This is a genomic window from Streptomyces sp. NPDC007917, assembly GCF_042959105.1.
Lineage (GTDB): Bacteria > Actinomycetota > Actinomycetes > Streptomycetales > Streptomycetaceae > Streptomyces.
On record NZ_JBIBKK010000033.1, the window covers coordinates 54,299 to 78,089 of the forward strand.

Annotated in this window: 18 protein-coding genes and 4 pseudogenes; 15 read left to right on the plus strand and 7 right to left on the minus strand. The window is 67.8% G+C overall.

The window, feature by feature from the left end:
• Nucleotides 1-80: 80 nt before the first annotated feature.
• The 5 genes from ACFZDL_RS40620 (at nucleotide 81) to ACFZDL_RS40640 (ending at nucleotide 5,384) form a co-directional block, all read left to right on the plus strand.
• Nucleotides 81-1,502 carry a hypothetical protein gene (locus tag ACFZDL_RS40620; protein ID WP_353595514.1) on the plus strand — a complete coding sequence of 474 codons (1,422 nt, stop codon included), beginning with the start codon at nucleotides 81-83 and terminating at the stop codon, nucleotides 1,500-1,502.
• A gap of 633 nt (nucleotides 1,503-2,135) precedes the next feature.
• Nucleotides 2,136-2,300 carry a hypothetical protein gene (locus ACFZDL_RS40625; RefSeq protein ID WP_353595513.1) on the plus strand — a complete coding sequence of 55 codons (165 nt, stop codon included), beginning with the start codon at nucleotides 2,136-2,138 and terminating at the stop codon, nucleotides 2,298-2,300.
• Nucleotides 2,301-2,768: 468 nt separating this feature from the next.
• Nucleotides 2,769-3,335 (plus strand): dihydrofolate reductase family protein, encoded by a 567-nt coding sequence (locus ACFZDL_RS40630; RefSeq protein ID WP_353595512.1) that lies wholly within the window; start codon nucleotides 2,769-2,771, stop codon nucleotides 3,333-3,335.
• Nucleotides 3,336-3,660: 325 nt separating this feature from the next.
• Nucleotides 3,661-4,470 carry an alpha/beta hydrolase gene (locus tag ACFZDL_RS40635; protein ID WP_353595511.1) on the plus strand — a complete coding sequence of 270 codons (810 nt, stop codon included), beginning with the start codon at nucleotides 3,661-3,663 and terminating at the stop codon, nucleotides 4,468-4,470.
• A 107-nt stretch (nucleotides 4,471-4,577) separates the two neighbouring features.
• Nucleotides 4,578-5,384, plus strand: a complete 807-nt coding sequence (locus tag ACFZDL_RS40640; RefSeq protein ID WP_353595569.1) for a helix-turn-helix domain-containing protein — start codon at nucleotides 4,578-4,580, stop codon at nucleotides 5,382-5,384.
• A 537-nt stretch (nucleotides 5,385-5,921) separates the two neighbouring features.
• Here ACFZDL_RS40640 and ACFZDL_RS40645 read toward each other — a convergent pair.
• Together ACFZDL_RS40645 and ACFZDL_RS40650 are read right to left on the minus strand one after the other, a co-directional pair.
• Nucleotides 5,922-6,188 carry a hypothetical protein gene (locus tag ACFZDL_RS40645; protein ID WP_353595510.1) on the minus strand — a complete coding sequence of 89 codons (267 nt, stop codon included), beginning with the start codon at nucleotides 6,186-6,188 and terminating at the stop codon, nucleotides 5,922-5,924.
• A 258-nt stretch (nucleotides 6,189-6,446) separates the two neighbouring features.
• A complete protein-coding gene (locus tag ACFZDL_RS40650) occupies nucleotides 6,447-7,376 on the minus strand; it encodes an NADP-dependent oxidoreductase (RefSeq protein WP_353595568.1) in 930 nt (309 codons plus the stop codon).
• Nucleotides 7,377-7,455: 79 nt separating this feature from the next.
• Here ACFZDL_RS40650 and ACFZDL_RS40655 point away from each other — a divergent pair, with 79 nt between their 5' ends.
• Together ACFZDL_RS40655 and ACFZDL_RS40660 are read left to right on the plus strand one after the other, a co-directional pair.
• The gene (locus ACFZDL_RS40655; protein ID WP_353595509.1) at nucleotides 7,456-7,836 is read left to right on the plus strand and encodes a helix-turn-helix domain-containing protein; all 381 of its coding nucleotides are present in this window, start codon (nucleotides 7,456-7,458) and stop codon (nucleotides 7,834-7,836) included.
• A gap of 579 nt (nucleotides 7,837-8,415) precedes the next feature.
• Nucleotides 8,416-8,634 (plus strand): hypothetical protein, encoded by a 219-nt coding sequence (locus tag ACFZDL_RS40660; protein WP_353595508.1) that lies wholly within the window; start codon nucleotides 8,416-8,418, stop codon nucleotides 8,632-8,634.
• 120 nt (nucleotides 8,635-8,754) lie between these two features.
• On the opposite strand, the gene ACFZDL_RS40665 is transcribed toward ACFZDL_RS40660, so the two are convergent.
• The 3 genes from ACFZDL_RS40665 to ACFZDL_RS40675 all read right to left on the minus strand — a co-directional run bounded on the left by ACFZDL_RS40665 (nucleotide 8,755) and on the right by ACFZDL_RS40675 (nucleotide 14,167).
• A complete protein-coding gene (locus ACFZDL_RS40665) occupies nucleotides 8,755-9,963 on the minus strand; it encodes a hypothetical protein (protein WP_353595507.1) in 1,209 nt (402 codons plus the stop codon).
• A 9-nt stretch (nucleotides 9,964-9,972) separates the two neighbouring features.
• Nucleotides 9,973-11,988 carry a hypothetical protein gene (locus tag ACFZDL_RS40670; RefSeq protein ID WP_353595506.1) on the minus strand — a complete coding sequence of 672 codons (2,016 nt, stop codon included), beginning with the start codon at nucleotides 11,986-11,988 and terminating at the stop codon, nucleotides 9,973-9,975.
• 859 nt (nucleotides 11,989-12,847) lie between these two features.
• Nucleotides 12,848-14,167 (minus strand): pentapeptide repeat-containing protein, encoded by a 1,320-nt coding sequence (locus tag ACFZDL_RS40675; protein WP_353595505.1) that lies wholly within the window; start codon nucleotides 14,165-14,167, stop codon nucleotides 12,848-12,850.
• Between the two features lie 505 nt (nucleotides 14,168-14,672).
• Between ACFZDL_RS40675 and ACFZDL_RS40680 the strand changes: the two are divergent.
• Nucleotides 14,673-14,933 (plus strand): annotated as a pseudogene (locus ACFZDL_RS40680) (SDR family oxidoreductase); the annotation flags it as partial.
• Nucleotides 14,934-15,035: 102 nt separating this feature from the next.
• Here the strand turns inward: ACFZDL_RS40680 and ACFZDL_RS40685 are convergent.
• Nucleotides 15,036-15,449, minus strand: a complete 414-nt coding sequence (locus ACFZDL_RS40685) for a helix-turn-helix domain-containing protein (RefSeq protein WP_353595504.1) — start codon at nucleotides 15,447-15,449, stop codon at nucleotides 15,036-15,038.
• Nucleotides 15,450-15,550: 101 nt separating this feature from the next.
• On the opposite strand from ACFZDL_RS40685, the gene ACFZDL_RS40690 reads away from it, so the two are divergent.
• From ACFZDL_RS40690 to ACFZDL_RS40710, 5 genes and pseudogenes are all read left to right on the plus strand, one after another.
• Nucleotides 15,551-16,402, plus strand: a complete 852-nt coding sequence (locus ACFZDL_RS40690; RefSeq protein WP_353595503.1) for an alpha/beta hydrolase — start codon at nucleotides 15,551-15,553, stop codon at nucleotides 16,400-16,402.
• A gap of 82 nt (nucleotides 16,403-16,484) precedes the next feature.
• Nucleotides 16,485-16,799 (plus strand): annotated as a pseudogene (locus ACFZDL_RS40695) (transposase); the annotation flags it as partial.
• A 478-nt stretch (nucleotides 16,800-17,277) separates the two neighbouring features.
• The gene (locus ACFZDL_RS40700) at nucleotides 17,278-17,991 is read left to right on the plus strand and encodes an ABC transporter ATP-binding protein (protein WP_353595502.1); all 714 of its coding nucleotides are present in this window, start codon (nucleotides 17,278-17,280) and stop codon (nucleotides 17,989-17,991) included.
• On the plus strand, nucleotides 17,969-19,621 hold the full coding sequence (locus ACFZDL_RS40705; RefSeq protein WP_391193835.1) for a DUF6297 family protein: 1,653 nt from the start codon (nucleotides 17,969-17,971) through the stop codon (nucleotides 19,619-19,621). Before ACFZDL_RS40700 ends, ACFZDL_RS40705 begins: the two co-directional genes overlap by 23 nt.
• A 102-nt stretch (nucleotides 19,622-19,723) precedes the next feature.
• Nucleotides 19,724-20,697, plus strand: a pseudogene (locus tag ACFZDL_RS40710) (IS701 family transposase).
• Nucleotides 20,698-20,770: 73 nt separating this feature from the next.
• On the opposite strand, the gene ACFZDL_RS40715 reads toward ACFZDL_RS40710, so the two are convergent.
• A complete protein-coding gene (locus ACFZDL_RS40715) occupies nucleotides 20,771-21,754 on the minus strand; it encodes a patatin-like phospholipase family protein (protein WP_353595500.1) in 984 nt (327 codons plus the stop codon).
• Between the two features lie 148 nt (nucleotides 21,755-21,902).
• Here ACFZDL_RS40715 and ACFZDL_RS40720 point away from each other — a divergent pair, with 148 nt between their 5' ends.
• Together ACFZDL_RS40720 and ACFZDL_RS40725 are read left to right on the plus strand one after the other, a co-directional pair.
• Nucleotides 21,903-22,925 (plus strand): AraC family transcriptional regulator, encoded by a 1,023-nt coding sequence (locus ACFZDL_RS40720; RefSeq protein ID WP_353595499.1) that lies wholly within the window; start codon nucleotides 21,903-21,905, stop codon nucleotides 22,923-22,925.
• An 81-nt stretch (nucleotides 22,926-23,006) separates the two neighbouring features.
• Nucleotides 23,007-23,776 (plus strand): annotated as a pseudogene (locus tag ACFZDL_RS40725) (IS5/IS1182 family transposase); the annotation flags it as partial.
• Nucleotides 23,777-23,791: the final 15 nt, after the last annotated feature.

Genomic DNA, 23,791 nt, shown 5'->3' on the forward strand with positions numbered 1-23,791 from the left:
GGGCCTTGGACACATGACGAAACGCTGACGTCCGCACGCGCAGCGGCATCGGCACGGTCCCCGCGGCCTAGCGTTTCCCCGTGACCCGTGATCTTCTCCGAGACCTTTACGCGGCCGTGGCCGCCGCGCTGTTCGTCGCGGCGGCCGCACTGGTCGGCACCGCGATCGAGCGGGAGCACGGCACCCTGCACGTGGGCTGGCCTCCGCTGTATGCCAACTGGGGGCCTCATGTCGGCCCCGGCACCCCTGCGGCGCTCGTCGTCGCGGTCGCCGTCGTGGCGTACGGCCCGCGAGTGGCCTCCCGGCTGCCGTGGCGGATGCTGCTCGCCACCGCCTGGGGCACGGCGATGGCGTGGACGTGGTCACTGGCGCTGATCGACGGCTGGCGGCGCGGGATCGCGGTGCGGCTCACGACCAGATACGAGTACCTACAGGTCATCGACCGCTTCCAGGACATCCCCGCGACGCTGCGGGACTTCACCCACCACATCCTGCTCCACTCCCCCGACCACTGGCCCGCACATGTGGCGGGCCACCCACCGGCGGCGACGGTCACATTCGTCCTGCTCGACCGGGCCGGGCTCGGCGGCGGGGGCTGGGCCGGAATCTGGTGCATCACCGTCGGCGCGGCGGCGTGCGTGGCCGTACTGGTCACCGTGCGGGCGCTCGCGGACGAGGCCCTCGCGCGCCGGGCGGCCCCGTTCCTGGTGCTGACGCCGGCCGCGGTATGGATGGGGACGTCCGCGGACGGCTACTTCGCGGCGGTCGCCGCCTGGGCCATCGCGTTCCTCGCCCTCGCGGTGACCGGACACCGGCCGCGGCTCACCGGTTTCGCCTCGGGGCTCCTCCTCGGCCTCACCTGCTACCTCTCCTACGGACTCACCCTCTTCGCCGTGATCGCGGGCGCCGTCCTGCTGCTCGGCCCCGGACGAACCCGTTCCCTGCCCTACGTCCTCGCCGGAGCCACCGTCGTGCCGCTCGTGTTCACCCTTATGGGCTTCAACTGGTGGGAGGCGTACCGACTGCTCGTCGACCGCTACTACCAAGGGGCCGGCGGTATCCGGCCCTACGGCTACTGGGTGTGGGCCAACCTCGCCTGCACGGTCCTGATCGTGGGCCCGGCAACGGTGGCGGCTCTGCGGCGCGCCGGCGCCACTCTCCTCCGTCCTCTCCTCGACACTCCCCTGCGTGTCCCGACACCCGACCGTCACGGCGCTTCCGTAAACGTCGGCTCCTCCCACCGCCGGCGTGTCCTGCCCCGGAAGGGCACTCTCAGCGCCTCCCCCGAACTGCGCCTCGCGCTGCTCGTCGCCGCCGCGTTCGCCGCTCTGCTCATCGCCGACCTGTCCGGGATGAGCAAAGCGGAGACCGAGCGCATCTGGCTCCCGTTCGCGATGTGGCTACCGGCCGCGTGCGCGTTCCTGACCCGCCCCCGTACCTGGCTCGCCACGCAGGCCGCGCTCGCCCTGCTTCTCAATCACTTGCTGCTGACCGGCTGGTGACGCGGCCGCACAGCGGGAGGGCCTCCGGGGGACGGTGGTCTGCGCGTCATGGCGCCACAGGGGCGGGATGAAGCATCACCGCCACGGCACACTGTCCCCATCTTTCTACGGCGGACACGGTGGCCCTCGAACATGTCGGTGCGGCCTGCCCCGGTGGCGGCCATCCGCGCACCCGGCCGGGCCGCCAGCACCCACGACGAGCTCACAAGGCTGGTGACCAGCACGGCTCCGGGATGGTCCTGAGTAGGATCCTGCGGAGCAACCTGGCAGCCTCGATGGTGGTCGTCCTCGCCTCCTGCAGCCGCTAGCTGTGCGATGCCGCCGCCTCCGACGGCGCGCAGAAGACCGGCGACCTCATCCTCGACGCCCGGCTCCTCACCTCAGCCGCGGCCCAGCTGGCCGCCACCGCGACAGTCGTCATCACCCTGCACCCGGTGTTGCCGCCCCTGCTGATCGCCTCGATCATCCCGTGCGCATGGGGCGCCCTGCGCGGGGCCCGGATCGAGCACACCGCCCACCACCGCAACCTCGCCGGCTCCCGGCTGCGCAGCATCTTCCGCGCCTACACCACCGAACGCGACACCGCCGACGAGGTCCGCGCCGGCACCATGGCCGACCGCACTTGCACTCCTCGTGGCCACCGGGCAGATGGAGCTCGCCGCCGCAGAGACCGCCGCCCTGGCCGTACGGACCTCCGGCACGGCGCTGGCCACCACAGTGCGAGCCGGGGCCCGCCTGTTCCGCACCTCGCTGTCCCTGGACGACTGGGCCCGCTTCCTCCCTCTGGCCAAGCGGTGAACCTGCCGCCGGGGCACCGCCCAGATCCCCGAGGGCGGGCCGCAGGTGATCAGGGCGGAAAACATCTCCTTCACCTGCCCCGGCGCACATGCACCCGCGCTGGCTCGGCCGGCTCCACTCCGACCGCGTCATGCGTCGGCCGACACCGCCGCAGGGGCTAACGGCACCGACACCCAGGCGAGGCCCTCGCGCACCTCGTCCTCGGCAAGCCGAACACACACCTCTACATCCACCATCCGCCCCCGGTGCCCGTGTAACCGACCTTGATCGCAGGACAGTTACACGGGCACTGGAGTACGAACGGACACGCACGGCGAGGTCGAGATCAGGCGGCTTGTCCGAGTCGGCCGAGTACACCACGCTGAACCCCGAGCACGAGGGCTACCGGCGAGCCCAGATCACGCACCGATGAGTTTCCCGCGCCGCGCTGGTCTATACGCCGGACACCCACGGACGGAAGGCTGAGCCATGCGGAAACTGATCTACGGCATGAACCTGACCCTGGACGGCTACATCGCCGCGGCCGGCGACGACATCGGCTGGAGCGGACCGCCGAGCGACGAGCTGTTCCAGTGGTGGCTCGACCACGAGCAGGCGAGTGGCCTGTCGCTGTACGGGCGCAAGCTGTGGGAGACGATGAGCTCCTACTGGCCGACCGGCGACCAGCAGCCCAACGCCACCCCGGCGGAGATCGAGTTCGCGCGGAACTGGCGGGACACGCCGAAGGTGGTCTTCTCCTCGACGATCGACAAGGTCGACTGGAACACCCACCTGGTCACCGGCGACGCGATCGCCGAGATCACCCGGCTCAAGGCCGAGGACGGCGGCCCCATGAACATCGGCGGCGCAACGCTCGCCGGGGCGGCCATGCGCGCCGGGCTGATCGACGAGTACGCGATCGCCGCCCACCCGGTCCTGGTGGGCAGCGGCACGCCGTTCTTCACCGCGCTGGACAGCTGGGTGAACCTGAACCTGGTGGAGACGCGGACGTTTCCCGGCGGCGTGGTCCTGACCAGGTACGAGACGAGGCGCTGAGCAACCACGCACCCCAAACCCCACAGGCGACCGCTGTGGAGCCAAGGTGCCAGGCACCCGCCCTGGGTGACCCGGACTACCGCCTGAGCCACCCAACCGAGTGAAGCCCCTGAACTGCTGTCCTGTCGCGGTGCTGCTGCTCCATAGGGGCTCGTTGACCTGCATGAATGCCAGGTAGTTCGAGACTGCCGATGGCTGCCGATCTCAAACAGCCTGGCTTCGCGGAAGTCCCGCTCGCCGTGGAGACAGAGGTCCTGGCGATCGTCGGCCCCGTGACGACATTTGTACAAGACCGAGGGCCGGCAGCCCAGGCATCCTCCCGGGTATGGGTATCTACGACGGTAAGCATGTACACGGGATGCACGTGGTCCACGACGGCCCGCGGGAGGCGCCGCCGCTGGTGCTCATCCACGGATCGGGGGCCTCGGGCAGCTCCTGGGGCCCGGTAGTGCCGGCACTGGCCAGCCGGTACCACGTCATCCGGATCGACCTCCCGGGCCACGGTCAGTCCCCGCCCGCGCCGTCGTACGACGTCCCTGAACAGGCAGCAAGCCTGGCCGAGGCGCTCGATAAGCTCGGCCTTCGTCCGGTCACCGTGGCCGGGCACTCCAGCGGCGGATACATCGCCACCGCCCTCGCCGAACAGCGCCCGGACCTGGTGGGTTCGCTCGCACTGATCAGCAGTGGCCCGAGTCCCGACGCGCTCCTTCCGCAGCCCGTCCTCCTTCGGGTCCTGATCAACCCGCCGCTCGGCCCGCTTCTATGGAGAGTCCGTTCCGACGCGATGCTCCGCCGGGGGGTGACCGCGGTGTGCAACCGCCCGGTGGACGTCCCGGACGACCTGGTGGCCGAGGTACGGGGCATTGGCTACCGCACGTTCAGGACGGTGCTGCGCCAAAACGGCGCGTACATCGCCGAGAGGAGCGTACCCGCGCGCCTGACCGCACTCGACGTCCCGGTTCTGGTGATCTTCGGCGCTGCCGACCCCCGCTGGGATCCGTCTTCGGCGCACCACTACGACACGGTGCCGAACGCGCGAGTCGAGCAGCTGCCCGACGTCGGGCACTTCCCCATGCTCGAAGCGCCGGAGGCAACGGGGCAGTTGCTGCTGCGCTTCGCAGCGAGGGGCCGCTGACACCCATCGCCTAGCCTGGTGCTGTGAAGTGCACCGAATCACCACCTGACTGGGCGTCGGTGGAGGTCGCCGTGCCCCGGCAGCCGGGCCGGCTGCCGGGAGTCAGCATGGCCGGGTTCCGCCAACCTGCTCCGGCGCGCATGGATATCGCCATGGTCGCGCACCCCTCGGTCACTCTGTTCGTGGACCTGAGCGACGGAGACGGCCTTGTCTACGACGCTAACGGCCGGCGCGAATGCGGCAGCACGGTCGTTGGACTGGTACCGGGCGACCTTCGGCTCGGAGGCCGGGCGGCCGGGGGGATCGAGTGCCTCCAGATCCGGTTGTCACCGGTCCTTTCGGTTGCGGTGCTCGGCGCATCGACCGACATCAGCGGGACCGTGGTCTCCCTGGAGGATGTCTGGGGCCGCGACGCCGGGCGAGCCGAGGAAAGGCTGCGGGCCGCCGCGTCGTGGGACGAGCGGTTCACGATCGCAGCGGATGCCCTTGGCCGACGGATGAGCGCCCGCCCGTCGCTTGATCCAGAGGTGGCCGCTGCCTGGTGGCTGATGCTCACCAGCAGGGGACGGGTGCGCGTCGACAGCCTGGCGCACGAGGTGGGATGGAGCCGTAAGCGCCTGTGGTCCCGCTTCCGGTCCCAGATTGGCCTCACCCCCAAGCACGCCGCCCGGCTGGTGCGTTTTGACCACGCCGCCCATTTCCTCGCGGCGGGTAACGCCGCCGCCCAGGTGGCGGCCACAAGCGGCTACGTCGACCAGGCCCACCTCCACCGCGAGGTCAAAGCGTTCACCGGGGTGACACCCACCGCCGTAGCCACTGCGCCCTGGCTCGCCATCGATGACATCGCGTGGCCGACCTCGTTCGCGGACCTGACACCGTCGACGTCTCCGATGCGTCAGGTTCCGGCGAAGTGAGCTGAGGTCCCACGAGAGACGAGGCAGCGTCTCTCAGCACGTGCCCGGATGAGAAGCGGACAGCACGAACGAGAATGGATGGGAATCCGACAGGTTCAACGCGACAGGACAACTGCGAGTCTCATGGCAGTGGCATTACTGTCATCCATCTGCCAACTGCCGTGAGATTCTGCCAAGGCTTTTGAGACCCTACAACGCTGGTAGACCCCGGGGGGGCTGGGAGGTAGCCATGCGCCCCCTATGGAGCGGAGCCGTCTTCGGTCCGACGCCGACGCCGAACACGCCCGGCAGCTGCAGAACGAGCAGCACCGCCAGCATCCGGGCCGCGTTCGCCTTGCCCCCGGTCGCCGAAAAAGCATCCGAGGAGACCCTGGTCACCGCGGCGTCATCGGTGGAGGTCGTGCCGTTCATCCCGCCCGATGGCACGCTCGACGTCACGGGAAACCGCGGCGGCTGGTCGCCCCTACGACCGAGCGGTACGAGGCGGTCCAGCAGAGGCTGTCCGCAGGGATGTCGCTGGCCGCGATCCGCGGCGAGCTACCGCTGGGCCACTCGACCGTGCGGCGCTTCGCCCGCGCCCGAATCGTGCGCTGGATCATGACGCCCCCTGGGCACCTCGTCGACACCAACATGCCTGGCGATCTCGCACGCACGCTCCAGCATGGCTGGTGCCCAGTCCAGGTCGAGGCAGTCAACCGTCGGTGGGTCCCACTGGTGATCACCGTCGAAGGACCCCTCGGCGCGTGTCCGGCAGGCGGCGAGATACTCCGCAGAGAGTCGGGCCAGCTGCTGGGTGACGGCCATGACAACCAGTATCCCGGGGGCGTCCATCCCTCTTTCGAGCACCCAGTCCGTCACAACATCTTCGACAGAGCCGAATTACGTGCCCGCCGACAGCTGCCACGTCCGTGAGGGTGACTGCGGATGTCCCTCGCTGCGTGAAGAATCGAGCCGCTGCGTCGCGGATCTCTCGTCTCATCAACTCTTGCCGGGTCGCCACAGGCGGGAGGTCGCAGGCTGTTCATCAGGGGGGCCTCACTCACCCGAGGCCCCACGACAGGATCAGACGGTGAGGACGAGCTTGCCCTGGAGGTGACCGCCCTCGAGCAGCCGGTGCGCGTCGGCGACGCGCTCAAACGGGAACGTCTCCTGCACGTGGACCCGGAGCCTGCCCTGTTCGACGAGTTCGACGAGACCTCGCAGGCCGACCGGATCGGGATCGACCGCGATGCCGCTGAAGCGCATGCCGGCCGCCTCGTACTTGGCGATGAGCTCCGAATCCTCCTCGGCGACCGCCGTCACCAGGTGACCGCCCGGGCGGAGCACTTCGAGCGACCGCTCGACGGTGTCGCCGCCGATCGTGTCGAGCACGACGTCGACATCGCGGACCACCTCGGTGAAGTCCACCGCCGTGTAGTCGATCACCTCGTCGGCGCCGAACCCCTCGACGAACTTCCGCTTGCTCTCGCCGGCGGTCGTGATCACGTGTGCGCCGAACGCTTTCGCGATCTGGATCGCGACGTGGCCGACCCCGCCACCACCGCCGTGGACCAGGACGCGGTCGCCCTCAGTCACGCCGCCGAGATCGACGAGGCCCTGCCATGCCGTCAGCCCGACGAGCGGCAGCGCCGCCGCCTCAACGTGCGAGAGTGACGCCGGCTTGCGTACCAGGTGCACCGCCGGCGCCGACACTACCTCGGCGTACGCGCTCGCCGCCCGCGGGAACAGCGGCATCCCAAACACCTCATCGCCGGGCCTCAACCGCCACGTCTGCGGCCCCTCCTCGACCACGCCGCTGATGTCCCAGCCGAGGACGAACGGCGGCCGGCCGATCAGCGGGAACTCGCCGGCGCGTAGGCGTGCCTCCAGCGGGTTCAGCCCGATCGCCTTGACTCGGACGAGAACCTCGGTCGGGAGGGGCTGGGGCTCGGGTGCGTCCACGATGGTGAGCACCTCGGGACCGCCGAGCGTCTCCTGGGTAATGACTCGCATGACTCTCCTGGCTTTTTGGGAGGGGAGAAGAGAACCCAGGCTATGAATTTGATAGGAACCAGCAGGTACCTTTGGCGCCATGAGCGGTTTCGGTCCCGGTGATCCCTTCCTCGCCGACTGTCCGGGGCGTCTGGCGGTCGAACTCATCGCCGACAAGTGGACGGTGGTCGTGCTCTACGGCCTCAGTAAGGGCCCGGTACGCCATGGCGAGCTGATCGAACTGATCGGCGGCATCTCCCGCAAGATGCTCACCCAGACGCTTCGACGGCTCCAGGCGCACGGACTCGTCCGCCGCCACGCCTACGCCGAGGTGCCGCCCCGCGTCGAGTACGAACTCACCCCGCTCGGGTCGACGCTGATCGATCCGATCCACATGCTGACCGAGTGGGCGAGGGCAAACGGCGACGCGGTGCTCGATGCGCTCGACGCCGACCCCGAGCCGGTCCCCCATAGCGACTGAGGCCCTGCTAGGGCACTGAGTGCCCTCTCCGCCGCTACTCGGTAGCCGACGAGGTCTTCGTACTCCTGGAACCGCCCCTCACCGGTTACGCCGTGCGCGAGGCCGCATAAGCCCCCATGCTCCACGGCCGACCATCCCACGCTCCCGGCGCGATGCGCGGCGACCAGGGCAGGCGATACCCGCGGACGTTTCATAGGTGACCGCTCGTGAAACAGGCGATCACCCGGCTGTCTACCTGCGGCGATCATGTTTCATGAGTTGTTGCGAACGGCTGGACGCCTGAAACACCCTCATGAAACGCCCTGGGATCGTGAGCGACGACTTCAAGCGTGTGGAATCGCACGACTGCCCGATGTTCACCTGCCGCCGCCCCGGCGGGCTCCCCGCCTTCCGCTGGCGCACCGCAGGCATCTGCCGGCGTGGGCGACCCGCGGGTCGCCCACGGTGTCCTGCTGCTGAAGGCCGCCGGCGTGGCCTCCGCGGAACTGGTCGCGCACCGGGATACCTGGGAGTGACTCGCTACCCCTGGCCGTCGACCACAGCCACTTCCGCACCCCGCCTGCTGTCGAGGACATCAAGGTGAGCCGCGTCCAGACCGTCCTGACCGGACGCTCCCTCATCGCCCTGCTGATCGAGCTGTGGCACACCCGCTCCACCGCCACCCCACTAGAGGGTGGCTGGGCACTGGCCATGACCTCCTACAACCGCATCGCGGCCGAACTCGCCAACGTCGCCAGGCAAGGTGAAACCATCCACATCGTCCTGGACGACGGCCTCCCTCACAGGGCCGGCAACTGACGAGCAGTGCACGCCGATGAACGGACGACGGCCGCCCCGGATCGATCCGGGGCGGCCGTTCCCTGAGCGCCGGAAGGTCGCAAGGGATGCGGTCGCTGGGCATCGTGCGCGGCGGTCAGTTCACCTTCTCTCAAGGACCCTGAGGAAGGGGGCAAGGATACGCTCACAGTCATGGTGTTCCTTTGCGGGGTCCTCGAAATGCATGGGGTCTTTCGACTCCGCGTACTCCCCGCCCCAGCGGAGACGTGCGGTGACGAATGCGGCTACCAGCGGGAGAGGCAAGGTGAAGAGGCCTCTGGTGCACCATGTGAAGAGGATTTTGCTCCCATGGGCCTGCGCGTTCGCAGCGCCTTTACTGCCCTGCTCGGAGCCCACTGCGAGGGCAAGTCGGTCCCAGAGCAGGAACCCCTCTCCCCGGAGCTGCTCCGTCGCCTCGTTTCTGACGTCCGGGTCGAGGGCGGGATTGCCGATGATCGATTCAAGGCGTCGCCGTTCATCGATGGTGTCGCAGAGAAATTGCCGCAGCACTTCGGTCATCTTCACGATGCGGGAGTAGGAGAGCGAGGTTTCCTCGGGTGTACTGTCCTGAAGATGCTTGACGTCCACGGTCAGGGCCGACCCAGTAAATCGTAGCTGTCCGGAGGGGACCTGGGGGTCAATGAGTTCCGGGTCGTTCAAGAAGTCCAAAATAGCGTCCGCTGCTCGCGCAGTGGCGCCTTTAATGATCGGGTTGGTGGCACTTCGGATGTCGACGGCACGCCCAAGCATATGATTTGTGAACTTGTCGGGCCTGCCGACTCTCCCGGCCCGAGCACGCCACTCGAAGCTGCCGACGGTAACCGCTGTTAGCTGTTTATACTGACCTTCCTGGCGAAGCGTCCGCAGCTCGGCCCGGAAGTTTCTATCGACTTCTTTGAGTCGATCGCAAAACTCCCGAGCGACGAGAACCGGACTCCCCAGGAAAGTCCACTGCTGCAGGTTGAGCAGTGTGATCAGAGGTTCGGTGACTGCTTGCAGCATGAGCGGTCGGAACTTCTGGTACCGGTCGACGTCCCGGATCTCGTCCTTGACCGGCTGGGGCAGCTGTGAGAATTCCAGCTCGCAACCTCGTCTGTAAAGGGTGTACAGCTCTGAGACCTCCGCGTCCCAGAACTTCGGGTCATTCAGCAGTTGCAGGTATTTGTTCCGCACATAAGTGCGTGCCTGTTCCACGGTAAGACCGCACTGGATCGCCTGCCAGAGACTGTCTCTGTCCGACCAACCGAGGAAACGCACGACGCGGGTCAGCAGATCCTGGTTGTACAAATCCTGGCAGGTGGTCGGGGCCATGTCGGTGGCCTATGGCTGGTCGCGTAGCTCGATGCGGGCCGGCGGCGTCGCCGAGGTCTCGACTTCCACGTTCACGGAGCCTCGCTCGGTGCGGTTGTCCACCGTGATGGTCGGAACCGCCTGCCCATTGGCGATCAGTTGGTTCTCCAGGCGGAGCCGCTCATTTTCCAGTTGCCGTCGCTCCAGGTCCAGTTGGCGCTGAACCTCGATGTAGTCCTCCGCTCCCGAGCAGGCGCCGAGGGCGAGATCGGCGTAGAGCCCGTGGGTCGGGACAATGGTGGGCCACGGGTCTCCCTTCTGCCCGATGTTATCGCGAACCGCGGCGAGGTTGTTCGTGATGTCCTGCACGAGAGCGGAAGCGGCATCCTGGAGGCTGCCTGAGCCCTGACCATGGATGGTTTTGTTCAGGAAAGGGCCAGGAATGAGAATCGCGGTGTTCTGTGCGACTGACGGAGGTGCGCTGTCTCCGGTGCTCAGCGCAGCCGCACGCAGTTGGTGCGGCGGAATTCGGACGTAGCTCGGCTGGACTGCTTGGGCATAGCGGTAGGCTACTGCGGTGTACGCGCTGGAGCGGTCAGTACCGTTCGCTTCGGCGAGCGCGACAAGTTGCTGGGCGCTGTTCGGCAGGAAACTGTAGAGGAACTCCAGCGCCTCACTCTCGCGCTCGGGGTAGATCTCGTACCCCCAGCGGAGGGCGCCGGCCTCATCTGGTTCGATCCATCCCGGGGAGGGGCGAACGAAACGCAGTAAGGTGGAACGGAACTGCTCCCGTTGTTCCGACGTGATACGGGTCCCCGGGTTCAGGAAGTCGCCGTCGACCAGCGCCCCGTCGTACAGCGGTTTGGCCCAGGCCTGCCGTAGAACCTTGATGGGACTGAAACCGTTGAGGTCGATGAAACTGCTGATCCAGTCCTCGGAGCGGGAGTAGCGGATCAGGTAGCCGAGTGTGAGAGTCTTTCCGGGGTCGACGTTGGCGTACGGCAGCACGGTGGACAGCTCCACCTCGGCACCCAGCAGTAGGAGCGAGGCGTCGTAAAGGTTGAGCGTGTGTTTGAACTGCTGGATGATCTCGTAGTAGCTAGCCGTCAGTGTGTGCGCTTGGTTGACGTTCCGGATGCGTCGGGTCGTCTTGGACTCTCTGCCCTCCTCACGTGAGACGGACACACGCACTTTATGCGATGACCGATGCTCTTGTGCCGTCTGCTGCGAGCGGTCCTGCGTCTGCTTGGCGATAGCGTTCTGCATCGTGTCGACATCTTGCGACCAATTGGTCTCGACCGAGGCGGAGAACCCGAACCCCCCGTAACCCGCCTTCGCGTCGACCGATTCGTGTTCCTTGGACTCGGAGCGGTTCGTCACCTCGCTCGAGATGGAGCTGGTGTTCTTGATGTCGGATGAATTCCGCTGCTCTGTCTGGTCTTCCTGGTCCTGCTGCACTCGCGAGGTCTCCCAGGTTTTCACCTCAAGGGTGAGTTCCTCATTCGGCATCAGAGAGACGGACAAGGCCAAGTCACCCACACCGTAGCCATCAAGAACAATGTCCTGGCGGTACCTCAGCATGAGGAAGAGGTCCCAGGTGAACACCTTCGGAGGCGGCGGTGGAGGGAATCCGGGGGCCGGCGGTGCGCCCGGGGGACGCGGCGGGTTCGGCGCGGGACCTGGTCCCGGCGAGATCGGTCCGGGTTCCGGGACGCCCCCGCCTGTGGTTGGCGGCAGCCGTACCAGGGCCGTCCCCTCGCCCGGGATGGCGGCTGCGCGCGTCCAGTCCGACCCGCCGGCCAGACTTGGGCCGGGGTGATCCGGCTCGGACGAGAACGTGACGGAGGCGGGCAGCGAAGCGTCGGGAAACTTGACAAGCTGCCTACTGTAGACGCTTTCGTTAGCCTGCAGGGTTGCCAGCTGGAAGACCGACACGTCCAGCCGCGGTACGCACTTGCCACGATCGATGCTCCACGGAGTGAAGACCCCGCCATTCGCGCCATCCGGTTCCGCTGTCCCGGTGGACTCCTCCACTGCATCAGTCATGCCACTCCGCCACTCTAAGTTCCGCGCGCTGGTCCCTGTAGCGGCGTGGCATCCACCGCCAGCCGTGCGTCCAGCCTGCTGCCAGGAGTTCGGCGGCGCACGCCGAGCGGGCTGAGATTGCGCCTTTCCGGTTAGTGGGCAAGCCAGGGCTGATGCGTTCGCAGGTGCCGAGGTGGGCGCCCTGTCCTGAGTTGGTGGGTCTTGGGCGGGTGATCCGATTGGAAACGAGGGGCACGACCCAGATGATCAAGGTAGCTGAGAAGTCGCGTCGATGAGTGAAGAGAAGATGGGCCACACCCACGGCGCGAGGTGGGCCAGCCCGTGCCGGGCGGCGGGGAGGGCCGGGCGGCGCAGTGCGTACAACGACATGGCCACTCATCCCGATCCCTGCCGACCCCGGAGACCGTGAGCGGCGAATCCCTGGCGGACCGCCAGAGTTGCAGCGAGCAATGGCTCTGCCCCTGTGGGATGGGTCCGCCGAAGTGTCGATCGCGGACGCCGACTACACACGCCGCTGCCTCATGCGGTGAAGTGAACTGTGAGCGGGAGCCGCGGCGGCCAGGAGGAGCACGGTCAGCGCAGCGGCCGCCAGGCCGCGCGAGAGAGGGTTCACTCCCACATTGAAAAGCCACCGCACCGTTCACAGGGGCGCTGAGGGACAGAACTACACGATCGGGGTGCTGTACAGCCTCATCCCCAGGTAGTACCGGTCATGCGGTGCGCTCAACCGCAGGCCTGACGACTGAGCCACTCAGTCGCACACAGGTGTCCACATGGCAGTCAGCGGCCTCATCGACCTGTCGGGATGGCATAGGCGTGGGCGATGAGCAGGCCGCCGATCGCCGCGCCCGCCACACCCCTACCCCGGTTCCTCGTATCTCCTGACGATCCCCCCACCATCGGGGGTGGGGACGACATACCAGCCCAGCGGCGGGAAGTCCTCCATGGCCTCCAGGTCTCTCACCCGTACTCCGTCGAAGGAGGTGTTGCCTGTGAACGTAGTGCCATCGAAGTAGACGCCGCCGGCGAAGGTCGCGCCATCGAAGTCGACGCCGGCGGCGAAGGTCGTGGGGCCGAAGAAGGGGTGGCCGCCGAAGTTGGCGTCGCCGGTGAAAGTCGCGTCGCCGAAGAAGGCGTAGTTCGTGAAGACGGCGCCGAGGAAGGAGGCTTTGCCGTTGAAGGTCGCGTCGCCGAAGAAGGCGTAGTCCGTGAAGGTCGCGCCATCGAAGGTTGCCTCGGCGACGTGCCAGTTGCGGAAGTCCGAGTCGGAGAGGGTGGCGTTGGAGAGGTCGATCCGGATGCCCTCCCAGAATCGGGGGTCCGGTGCGGTAGTCTCCCGCTGATCTGCATGGCGGGAGACCGCGAGGTGGGCAGTGAGAATGCGTTGGGCGGTCAGACGTACCTGGAGTTCCTGGCGCCGCTGGTTGTCCGTCTCATCCGCATGGGCTACTGCCTGCGGCGGTAGCTCGGTTGCTGGAGCGGTCCTCTCGGGCGGGGCGTAGGGCATGCGCAAGTATGCGCAGATGACGTCCACGATGGTCTGGCGGTGGCCGGGAGCGGTCTGTCCCAGCCGCTCCAGCGCGTACAGCCCGCCCAGACGCACCGGGGCCTGCTCGCCGCCGAGCTGCTCGACGGCCTTGGTGTACAGCTCGGTGATACGCCGCTCGGCTGCGTCGTGTTCAGTCTCCTCAGTGGCCTTCTCGTGGTGGAACTGCCGACGAAAGGCCAGCAGCACCGTGAGCGCGGCACCCGCGCCGGCACCCGCGGCCAAACCGGTACGCACGACCTCGATCCGTAGTTTCGTCCGTTCGCCGACCGACTGCGTATGGGTGGTCTGGGACAGCAGCAAGGCGGTGGTGGCCCACACCGCAACCAGTACGGCGGCGGACGCCAGCAGAACCCACCACCAGCGGATGGGCGGGACAAAGCGCCCCGAGTGCAGCCGCGTTCGCCGGTACAGCTCGCCGGCTGCCACGGCACAGGCCAGAGAAGCAAGCACGAGGACAAGCGGGACCGGCGGGATGCGGCCGGCCAGGTCGACCAGCCGGTCCCAGGAAAATACGGCCACAACCAGCAGAACGCCCGAGACCACGGCCAAGCCATACGCGGCCACCCGCGCGACCCACACCGCCATTGCACATCCTCCGGCTGACCCAGCGCCTTCGGTCTCGAAGGACACCGTCCGTGACATCGCCCGCCTCGGACCGCACCGACTCGCCGTCACCCAGTGCGACCACCCGAGCAGGTCAGTGCTGAGACAGGAGCGCGGGAAGCCCGCCGGGCAGAAGAGAACTTCGAGGAGAGCACCCGGCACTGGCCCGCTCCCGCCACGCCTCCACACGATCCCTGGAGAGGTACGTGCGTCCCGGACTCGACGCCATCGCTCAGCATTCGACATCATCTCATAGCCCCTTTTGCCCTACTTCGGCGATCTCCCAGGAGAGGTTCGAGCGGGTCACACAGGCCAACACGGCCTCCGACATGACCGCGATCGACGCACAAACCCTGCCGTCGCCGGGCGTACGGAGCAGTGCATTCACTCTAAAGAGGGCATGTCATCGGATCCCGAGGCCAGCTACGACCGCTCAAGCCGGAACGAGTCACAGCCGTTCGGGCAGCGCCCGTCTCAGCCTGCCGCCTCTCATTCGAGGGCGTGTGCTGCGGCCTGAACGGCTTGGGCCGCCGAGGCGGCGGCCGTGACCTGGGGCCGTCAGGGCATCCGAGTGAACGGCATCACCCCCGGCGGCACCGCCACGGAGATGATCGACGCGTGGGAGGCGGTGTCCCCGGGCATCATCGAGCGCAATAAGGCGGCGACCCCACTCGGCCGCATGGCCGAGCCCCGCGAGGTGGCCGAGGTGGCCGCGTGGCTGCTCCTGGTCTGGTTGAGCAGATCCGTGCTGTCTGCCCACTGGTCCACGCTTCCCACGAGCGCCAACGTCTGAAGGTCTGGGTCCGTGACCGTCTCCGCAAGCGCCTGCGAGAAACGCTCGGCGCGCAGAACCTGGAACGGGCGCGAGTGGTAGGGCCGCCATGCGATCCACCCCCTAGTTGGGGGGTGACTCGTCGGCGAGTTGGTTGCTGCGGTCGATCTCCGGCATGTGCGTCTCGGCCCAGACCCGCAGGGCGGAGAGCGGTATTTCGAGGGACAGGCCGAGCTCGGTGAGCCGGTAGTGGACGGCGGGCGGCACGGTGGGTTCGACGCGGCGCGCGACCAGGCCATCGCGGACCAGACTCTGCAGGGTGACGGACAGCATCTTCTGTGAGATGCCCGGGATACGGCGCCGCAGTTCCGCGAAACGGAGCTCGTCCGGAGCCTCCTCGGCCAGCACCTTGACCGCCATCGACGTCCACTTGGTGCCGATACGGTCGAGCAACTGGCGGGTCGGGCAGCGCGGATCCAGCAGGTCACCGCGCTCACCGGGCCGCCGGCTGGGTTCGCCGGGCCTCGATGTGGTCACCCGGGGCTCACCACCTGAGGGGAAAGTGCCGTCTTGGACGGACCAGGTTAGTTCCCTAGCGTGACCTTGTCACTATTCCTCACCATTCCTGGAGTCCCTCCATGCCCGAGCTGCGACGCGTCCTCGCCAACGGTGTCGAACTGAACGTCGCCCTCTCCGGATCGGGCCCGGCCGTCCTGCTGCTGCACGGCTTCCCGCACACCTGGGAGCTGTGGACGGACGTCATGGCCGACCTGTCCACCCGCTACCGCGTCATCGCGCCGGACCTGCGCGGATTCGGCGCGAGCAGCCGGACTGCCTCCGGATACGACGCGGGCACCCTGGCCGAGGACGCCGCGGCGCTTCTCACCACGCTCGGCGTGTCCTCAGCCGCGGTCGTGGGCATCGACGCCGGCACGGCGCCGGCCTTCCTCCTCGCCCTGCGCCGCCCCGGTCTCGTCCGGCGCCTGGTCGTCATGGAGTCCCTGCTGGGCAGGCTGCCCGGCGCCGAGGACTTCCTCGCCGACGGGCCGCCGTGGTGGTTCGGCTTCCATTCCGCCGCGCCCAGCCTCGCCGAGACCGTGCTGGAGGGCCACGAGGCCGCCTACGTCGACTGGTTTCTGAACGCCGGCACGCTCGGCGACGGGGTGCGCCCCGCCCTCCGGGACGCCTTCGCCCGCGCATACACCGGCCGCCAGGCATTGAGCTGCGCGTTCTCGTACTACCGGGCCCTGCCCGAGAGCGCGGTACAGATCGAGCAGGCGGTCGCCACTGCCCGCCTGACGGTGCCCACGATGGCGCTGGGCTCCCGGCCCGTCGGTGCTGCCCTGGAACGCCAGCTCCGCCCGGTCACCGACGATCTCACCGGCCACGTCATCGAAGACTGCGGCCACATCATCCCGCTGCACCGGCCGCGCGCCCTGCTCACGCTGCTGCATCCATTCCTGGCCGATGAGGACGCGAAAGCAGCGTGACCGGGGTGGGGGCTGACACTCGATACACGCCCTAGTACTGCAACGGTGTCTATCGTGACTGCTGGCCAGGTGCGTCGTTGGTGTGGTTACGGGTGGGGATCTTGCTGATGTGCGTGTGTGGACATGTGAGTTGGAAGCGGTGCACGGGCGGTTCGTGCACCGGTTCAGCCGGTCGGAGCCGCGGGAGTCGGCGTTGGCCTATATGCGGGGCCCGATCGCTCCGTTGCAGCGCAAGAACGGCTGGACGCTGGCCGAGGAGGCGGGCCATGGCGGGCCGGACCGTATCCAGCGGATGCTGAACCGGATCGAGTGGGACGCCGACGAGGCCCTCGACGACGTGCGCCGCTACGTGGTCGACAACCTTGGTGACCGGGAGGCGGTGCTCATCGTCGACGACAAAACGGATCCTCCCAGCTCATCCAGCTGAGCCTCGCCGAGATCCGACGCCTGATCACCCGCCTCACCGGCCGCCGCCCCACCTCGATCGACCACATCCTGCACTGGTCGACATGGCGCCGACGACGCCGGCACCAAGCCCGAGTCAGTCACTGCAAGCGACGCGGACACAGCCCCTGAAAACTGCCCAGCACTCAGAACGGACACCGTTGCAGTACTGAGCCAGTTGAGACGATCTCTTAAGGGTCAGTGGTCGTAGGCGGTCAGCCCGCCCACGCGACCCGCCCTCTTGCGCGCCTTGCTTTTCCTGACCAACCTCGAAATCCACCGCTGACAGACGACCTACTCCGCGGACTGCCACCGACCACCAGCGCGTACACCCCGAGAACCGGTCACACCAGCCCCTTGACCTGCGACTTCAAGTCAGCGGAGACTCAGTGACCGTCGCGTCTCTGTCTATGCTGTCGACGATGTCAAGGATGAAGGCCGAAACGACGGTTGAACCAGAGGGTATGAAAGCACTGCTGGAATTGCGTGAGGTGGCACGGTCCTACAGCGGGTTCCGGGTGTTGCGGGGGGTGAGCCTGACAGTGGCACCGGGGCAGTGTGTCGCTCTCACCGGCAGTAACGGATCGGGCAAGTCGACCCTTCTCCGTCTGGCTGCGGGGCGCGAGCGGCCCACCTCCGGTACCGTCCTCTTCGATGGCGCTGTGATGAACGGCGACGAGCCGGCCGTACGGGCGGCGGTCGCCACGGTGATGGATGTCGACGCCTTCTATCCCGATCTGACGGTCCGCGAACACCTCATGCTCGTAGCGCTGGCGCATGGCCTGGGTGCGATGGCGCGCGACGCCGTGGCCGAGGTCCTGGCCGGTCACCACCTGGCGGACCACGCGGATCTGCTGCCGTCCGCACTGTCTTCCGGGCTGAGGCAGCAGATGCTGCTGGCCACGGCCTTCGTTCGCCCGCACGACCTGCTCATCGTCGACGAGCCGGAACAGCGGCTGGACGCCAGTGCGCGGCGGGAACTCGCAGACCGGTTGGCCCGGCACAAGGCACAGGGGGTGGCCATCCTCATGGCCACCCATCACGACCGACTCGTCGAGGCGGTCGCAGACCGTGTGATGAGATTGGCGGACGGGCAGCAGATTGAATCGGCGGGAGACGGGCGTGAGCGCGGAAACGCCTTCTGACGTGCGGTCGCCTCTCGCGCGGCCCGACGGCACCGCCGAGGTACTGCGATTCCTGCGGGCCGCGCGCAGTGAGCACCGGACGCAGCGGCGCAAGAGCGCTCTCTTCCTGGCTTATGTGCTCGTGCTGTTCGGCGGGGTGTGGGTCGTGCCCGCCTTGCTGACCGTGGCACGGGTCGGGCAGTCGAGTCGGCTCGAGGGCTCGGAACCGCTCCTGCAGGCTCTGCCCCTGTGGCTGCCGACCGTCCTCGCCTTGGCGTCGCTGCTCGTCGTGCGCAGCGCGGTGTGGCGGGGGCCGGTCGTCGCGGACAGTGCGACAGTGTCCTGGCTGCTGCCGCACCCCATCGCGCGCGGACCGCTCCTGCTGCCGAGGCTGGCGTCCTCGGCCACCGTGAGCGCGTTGCTGGGCGTGGTGAGCGGTGGTGTGCTCGGCTTCCTCATCGCCAACGTGTCGGGAGCCGCCTGGCTTTCTGTCACTGTTGCGGGCGTTTGGGCCGGGCTGGGCACCGGGCTGGCCGGAACCGGCCTCGGCGTCCTGATCGTGCGCCACGAAGGGCGATGGGAACGGCGGCAGCGCATGCTCTTCCGGGTTGCATGGTGCGGGGTCGCTCTACTGGGCCTGCTGTCCGTCATCGCCCTGGCCCGTGGGCTGCCCACGTGGGCGTCCACCGCCGTCTTGTGGCTGCTGCCCTGGGGATGGGCGGCCCAGCCCTTGACGGCGGCGGCGCTGGGTACGGCGCCGGGCTGGGCCCTGGCCATGCCGATGTGGGCGGGCAGCATCGCCGTGTCGGCTCTGCTGGCGGTGCGGGCCGTACCGGACATTCCCGCAGGGGCCCTGAGGCTGCGTGCCACAGTCGCCGACCGCATGGGTGCCTCGCTGTTCTCCTTGGACCTACGCCGGGCACGCTCCGCGATGCGCGTGCGGCAGCGGCGAGGGGCACGTCCCGCGTCGTGGGTCCGGCCGCCGCGCCGACCATGGCTGGTGCTTCCCTGGCGTGACCTGCTCTGCCTCGTGAGAGCGCCCGGTCGACTCGGCTGGGGCTGTGTGTGGTCCGCTCTGTCCACCGCCGCCCTCGCCTTCGCGTCCTCCCGGACCGGAGCGATCGCCACGCTGTCGTCCTGCGCCGCCGTATGGTTCCTGTATCTCGCGGCCGCACAGTTCGTCGCGCCGGCCCGGCTGGACAGCGACGACATGCGTCGCACCGCTCTGCTGCCCTACCGTGCGGGGACGCTGGCGCTGTGGCACGCGGTGGTGCCCGGACTGCTGCTGGCCGCTGCCACGGGGCTCGGCATTGCGGTGTGCGTTGTCGGGGGTTGGTGGACGCCCGCGCTGGCGGCGGTGCCGGTGGCGGCTCCGGCGAGCGTGGGAGCGGCACTCGTCGGCGCCTACCGGGGGCCGGTCCCGTTCCACCTGTTGGTGGGCGCCGAGACGCCGATGGGCAACACCGGGCCGATCCAGACGGCCGTCTGGTATTTGCGAGGGCTACTGGCGCTGATGATGCTCACCGGCCCTCCAGTGGCTGCCGCGGCCGCAGACGGGGCCTGCGGGCCACAGGGGGCGGCGTGGCTGCTCCTGGTCAGCGTCGCGGGCCTGCTCTGGGCCCGCCGGACCGCTCGGCGCCTGCACGGCTGACTCCTGGAACGCGTTCGGTAACGAGGTTAAAGATCAAGCTAGTACTCCAGCAGGACTCCGTTGTGCCTTTCTGTCGGTCGTGTTCAGCGGCATGGTGAATGTGTGGACGCACATGAAGTGAGCCGTGTTCGGGCGAAATTGCTGCTCTTCGTGGCTGATGTGTTCGCATCAGTGCCGCAGAAGGACCAGCGGGCCAAGGGCGACTGCCCCCTGCAGAAACTGATAATGGACGGGCGCCGCAAGTACATCCAGGCCATGGCCTCGCGGCTGCCGGACAGCAACGAGCAGAACCCGCAGCAGTTCGTGAACCAGTCAACGTGGGATCCGGTGCCGGTGCGTCAGCGGATCGCCGAGCGGATGGTGCTGTAGATCGGCCCGGACGCCTGGGCGGTCGACGACGTGTCGTTCCCCGCCGGTCGTGGTGGCGGATGCCGGCTATGGCCAGAACGCGGACTTCCGCGTCGGCCTGGCCGAGCGGGGACACGCGTACGTGGTCGGCATCCGCGGCGATATCACCGTCCAGCCGCACGACACGGTCCCCACGGCCCCCGCCTGGTCCGGCAACGGCCGCAGGCCCCAGTGACAGCGGTCGCCGGACAGGAAGCCTTCAGCGAGGTGGCCTGGCGGGAAGGCTCCCGCGCCCCGATGACCTCGCGCTTCCTCGCGACGCGGGTCCGGCCGGCCGGGGTGCGCTCGCGTCGGCCGGCCCAGGCAGCCGCGGTGGCCGGGCACGGCCGGTGGGACGGTGTCCTGCCCCAGGTGCGACTGCTGGCCCAACGGCCCGACGGCGAGGATGAACCGACTCGGTTCTGGCTGTCCGACCTGCCCGACGACACCCCGAGCGCCGACCTGGTCCGCCTGGCAAAGATCCGCCGGCGCATCGAGCACGACTACGCGAACTCAAGCACGGCCTGGGCCTGAACCACTTCGAAGGCTGCTCCTGGAGGGGCTGGCACCACCACGCCACCCTGGTCACCGCCGCCCACGCCTTCCTCACCGAACAGCGACTGGCCCCACAAGCCGACACACCCAACTCACCCTCTACCAGACCCTCGACGCCCTCCAGGACCTGCTGAACTGCTGGACCGGCACCTGCACCACCTGCCACCAACCCCTGCCCAGCAGAACCACACCAAGATCAAGACAGACCTAACGGAGTCCTACGAGTGCGTCGCCTGCGGCGACGTAACCGCTCTGGAGGGCCTCCTGCAGCAGGCCACCATCCGTTTCGAGTCGGCTGATGGACGGTGTTGTGACCGCGGGACGGATAGACACCACCGCGGGACCGCCGGGCGAGGCTGAGCCGTCGCCGTAGGAGGTCAGCAGCCGGTCGTCGTCGGCGAGTCGGCCGGGGCGCGTCAGGAAGGTCTCCCGCAACTGCGCGTTCCGGCGGAAAGCCACCGCTGCGATCAGCCAGGAGCCGAGTGACGGTGTGGCCGGGACGACAGGAGTGTCGGGAGCGAGGGATCTGCTCCTGAGGACGAGAACGTGCGTGGCTCCGTCGCTCAGAGCTCGTCGGTACGGGATCGACTCGGACAGACCGGCATCGTAGAATCGGCGGTTGCCAACCGTGACGGGGCGGCCGGCCAAAACCGGCAGTGCCGCACTGGCGCGCAACGCCATTCTCAGCGTGGACTCGTCAGTCAACTCACTGTGCAGGTCAACAGATTGCCCGGTTTCCAGATCCGTGGCCAGGGGGTGCAGCTCGATCCGGCTGGCGAGGACCGAGGAATAGTCGAGAGGAAACTGACTGATATACACCTCCTCGATCAAGGTCTCCACGTCGACCATCGGGCGTCCGCGCAGAAGATTACGCTTCCGGATCAGGGCCCTGGCAAAGCGCGGATCGACCCAACCGCGCAACCCCTCGGGCCGCGAACTGACCAGCCAGGCCGTCGAGATGGCGCCGGCCGACGCGCCGTAGACCGCGTCGAAGGCGTCCAGCAGCCCCAGTTCGTGCACGGCCAGGGCCATACCGGCCGACACAGTGCCCCGCATCCCGCCACCCTCGATGGCCAGCGCGACGTGATGGGGATCGGTTCGTGCCCCTGGGCGGCTCCCAACAGCCCGGCGTTCGAAAAGGACCTTCGTCAGTCGGCCAAGAGCCGAAGTGTCCTGCAACGGCTCCGTCACGTGCCCTCTCCTGGGGTGCGATACAAGTTCATCGTCAAAGGCTTCCACGACCGCGGCCCTGGTCACAGGTGAGTGGTCGCCAATGATTTACTAGATTCCGCCAGGCCGACATCCACTCGTTGACAACCCCCGATCGAAGGACGCGCTCATGGCCTACTGGGACGCACCTCGCGCACCCACCAGTGCCGCGCTTCTCGTCCGGATGGGCGCCGAGCGCGGAGTTCCTGTCGATACCTGCCTTCGTGGGACCTCGTTGCGACCAGATCATTTGGACGATCCACACAAGGAGGTCAGCGCCACGCAGGAACTGGCAGTCATCGGCAATCTCCTCAAAGCCCTCGACTACCCGCCCGGGCTGGGACTGGAAGTTGGGGCCCGATACCACCTGACCACGTACGGCATCTGGGGCTTCGCCCTGATCAGCAGCCCTACGCCTCGCAGCGCTCTCGACCTCGCCAGCCGGTTTCTGAGTCTGACCTTCGCCTTCTGTCATATCAGGGTCCGGGAACGCGAAGGAGAGATGCAGTTGGTCCTCAAAGGCTGCGACGTCCCACCCGCGTTGCAGCGTTTCGTAGTTGAACGAGATGCCACCGCTTTTCGCACCCTCCAGCGAGAGGTGTACGGCTCCCCGGTCCCCGGCAGCCGGATGAGTTTCACCTACCCGGCGCCCAATGACATCGACGCGATCACCGACATCATCGGGATTACCCCCTCGTTCAACGCCACGGAGAACGTCGTGGCATGTGACTCCGCGGTCTTGGACACTCTTTTGCCCCAGGCCAACGCGCATACCGCCGCCCTTGCGCAGGAGCAGTGCCGAGAACTACTGCAGAAGAGACTGGCCCGCACCGGACTGGCCGGCCAGGTACGTGACGCTCTGCTCATCCGACCCGCCGGCCCACCGACAGCAGACGAGGTCGCGGCGAGCCTGCACATAAGCGGGCGCACGATGCAACGCAAACTGGCTGAGGAGGGAACGTCCTTCCGCAACCTGATGAACGAGGTTCGCGAACGGCTCGCCGAGGAACTCCTCGCCAGCGGCCTGCCCGTCACGGAGGTCGCACGCCGCTTGGGGTATGCCGAGCTATCCAGCTTCTCCCAGGCGTTCCGGCGCTGGAAGGGCATGAGCGTCCGTACCTTTCGCACACAACAGGGCACCAGACGTGCGTGAAATGCGGAATGGGCTTCCGCTGGCGAGCCAGCCGGCCGAGGCCCGTCCGTCGATGATGCCACCCTTTCAGGGTGCGCCGAGAACCATCCGCTGGGATGTCATCGACGCGGAGTCCCGGATCGTGTGGTCTTCGCTCACATCGTGCTCGCGCTGGTCCACGGCTGCGGGGATGAGCGCATCACCACTCCGGACGCTCCGACCGGACCATCCGGCGGCGTGTCAGACAGTCGGCTGAACTGGGAGTGTCCGAGAAGGTGCACGCTCTCGCGCGCTCGAGGCGTACGACCGGATGATCGGCCTGGGGTTGAGCGAGCTTTCGGTGGACGGCTGCGTCACCAAGGCCCCGTCGGGGGGTGAGAAGGCCGGGCGGTCGCCGGTCGACCGGGGCAAGCAGGGGTTTGAAACGCTCGGTCGCCTCCGATGCCTGTGGTGTCCCGCTCAGGATCGTCTCCGACGGCGCCAACCGGCACGACTCAGCCCTGTCCCGGCCGACCCTGGAAGCCGCGAAGGAGCAGGTCGGCGCGGTGCCGGAGGCTGTGAACGTCAACCTCGACCGCGCGTACGACAGTGCAAAGTACCGTTCTTTGACAGCTGGGTTGGGGTTCACCTCCGAGATCGCCCGCAAAGGCATACCGGCCCCGATCCAGACCGGCAGGCGCTGGGTGGTCGAACGCGCACACTCCTGGATGAACGACTACGGCGAGCTCCGCCGTTGTCCGGAGAAGAGCGGGAAGGCCGTGGACTTCTCCCTCTACCTCGCCGCCACACTCGTCACCCTCCGCATGCTGATCCGCCGGGCAACGAACCGCTACCGCTGGGACGGCCGCCCCACCACCCGACGTCTCAAGTGATCCACTTGCCGGTCG

Bases quoted from the DNA above. Each gene is read 5' to 3' on its own strand.
- ACFZDL_RS40630 (WP_353595512.1), top strand. From the start codon at position 2,769: ATGCGGAAACTGATCTACGGCATGAACCTGACCCTGGACGGCTACATC.
- ACFZDL_RS40690 (WP_353595503.1), top strand. From the start codon at position 15,551: ATGCCCGAGCTGCGACGCGTCCTCGCCAACGGTGTCGAACTGAACGTC.
- ACFZDL_RS40645 (WP_353595510.1), bottom strand. From the start codon at position 6,188: ATGGCCGTCACCCAGCAGCTGGCCCGACTCTCTGCGGAGTATCTCGCC.
- ACFZDL_RS40665 (WP_353595507.1), bottom strand. From the start codon at position 9,963: ATGGCCCCGACCACCTGCCAGGATTTGTACAACCAGGATCTGCTGACC.
- ACFZDL_RS40640 (WP_353595569.1), top strand. From the start codon at position 4,578: ATGGCCGGGTTCCGCCAACCTGCTCCGGCGCGCATGGATATCGCCATG.
- ACFZDL_RS40650 (WP_353595568.1), bottom strand. From the start codon at position 7,376: ATGCGAGTCATTACCCAGGAGACGCTCGGCGGTCCCGAGGTGCTCACC.
- ACFZDL_RS40635 (WP_353595511.1), top strand. From the start codon at position 3,661: ATGGGTATCTACGACGGTAAGCATGTACACGGGATGCACGTGGTCCAC.
- ACFZDL_RS40670 (WP_353595506.1), bottom strand. From the start codon at position 11,988: ATGACTGATGCAGTGGAGGAGTCCACCGGGACAGCGGAACCGGATGGC.
- ACFZDL_RS40700 (WP_353595502.1), top strand. From the start codon at position 17,278: ATGAAGGCCGAAACGACGGTTGAACCAGAGGGTATGAAAGCACTGCTG.
- ACFZDL_RS40720 (WP_353595499.1), top strand. From the start codon at position 21,903: ATGGCCTACTGGGACGCACCTCGCGCACCCACCAGTGCCGCGCTTCTC.
- ACFZDL_RS40655 (WP_353595509.1), top strand. From the start codon at position 7,456: ATGAGCGGTTTCGGTCCCGGTGATCCCTTCCTCGCCGACTGTCCGGGG.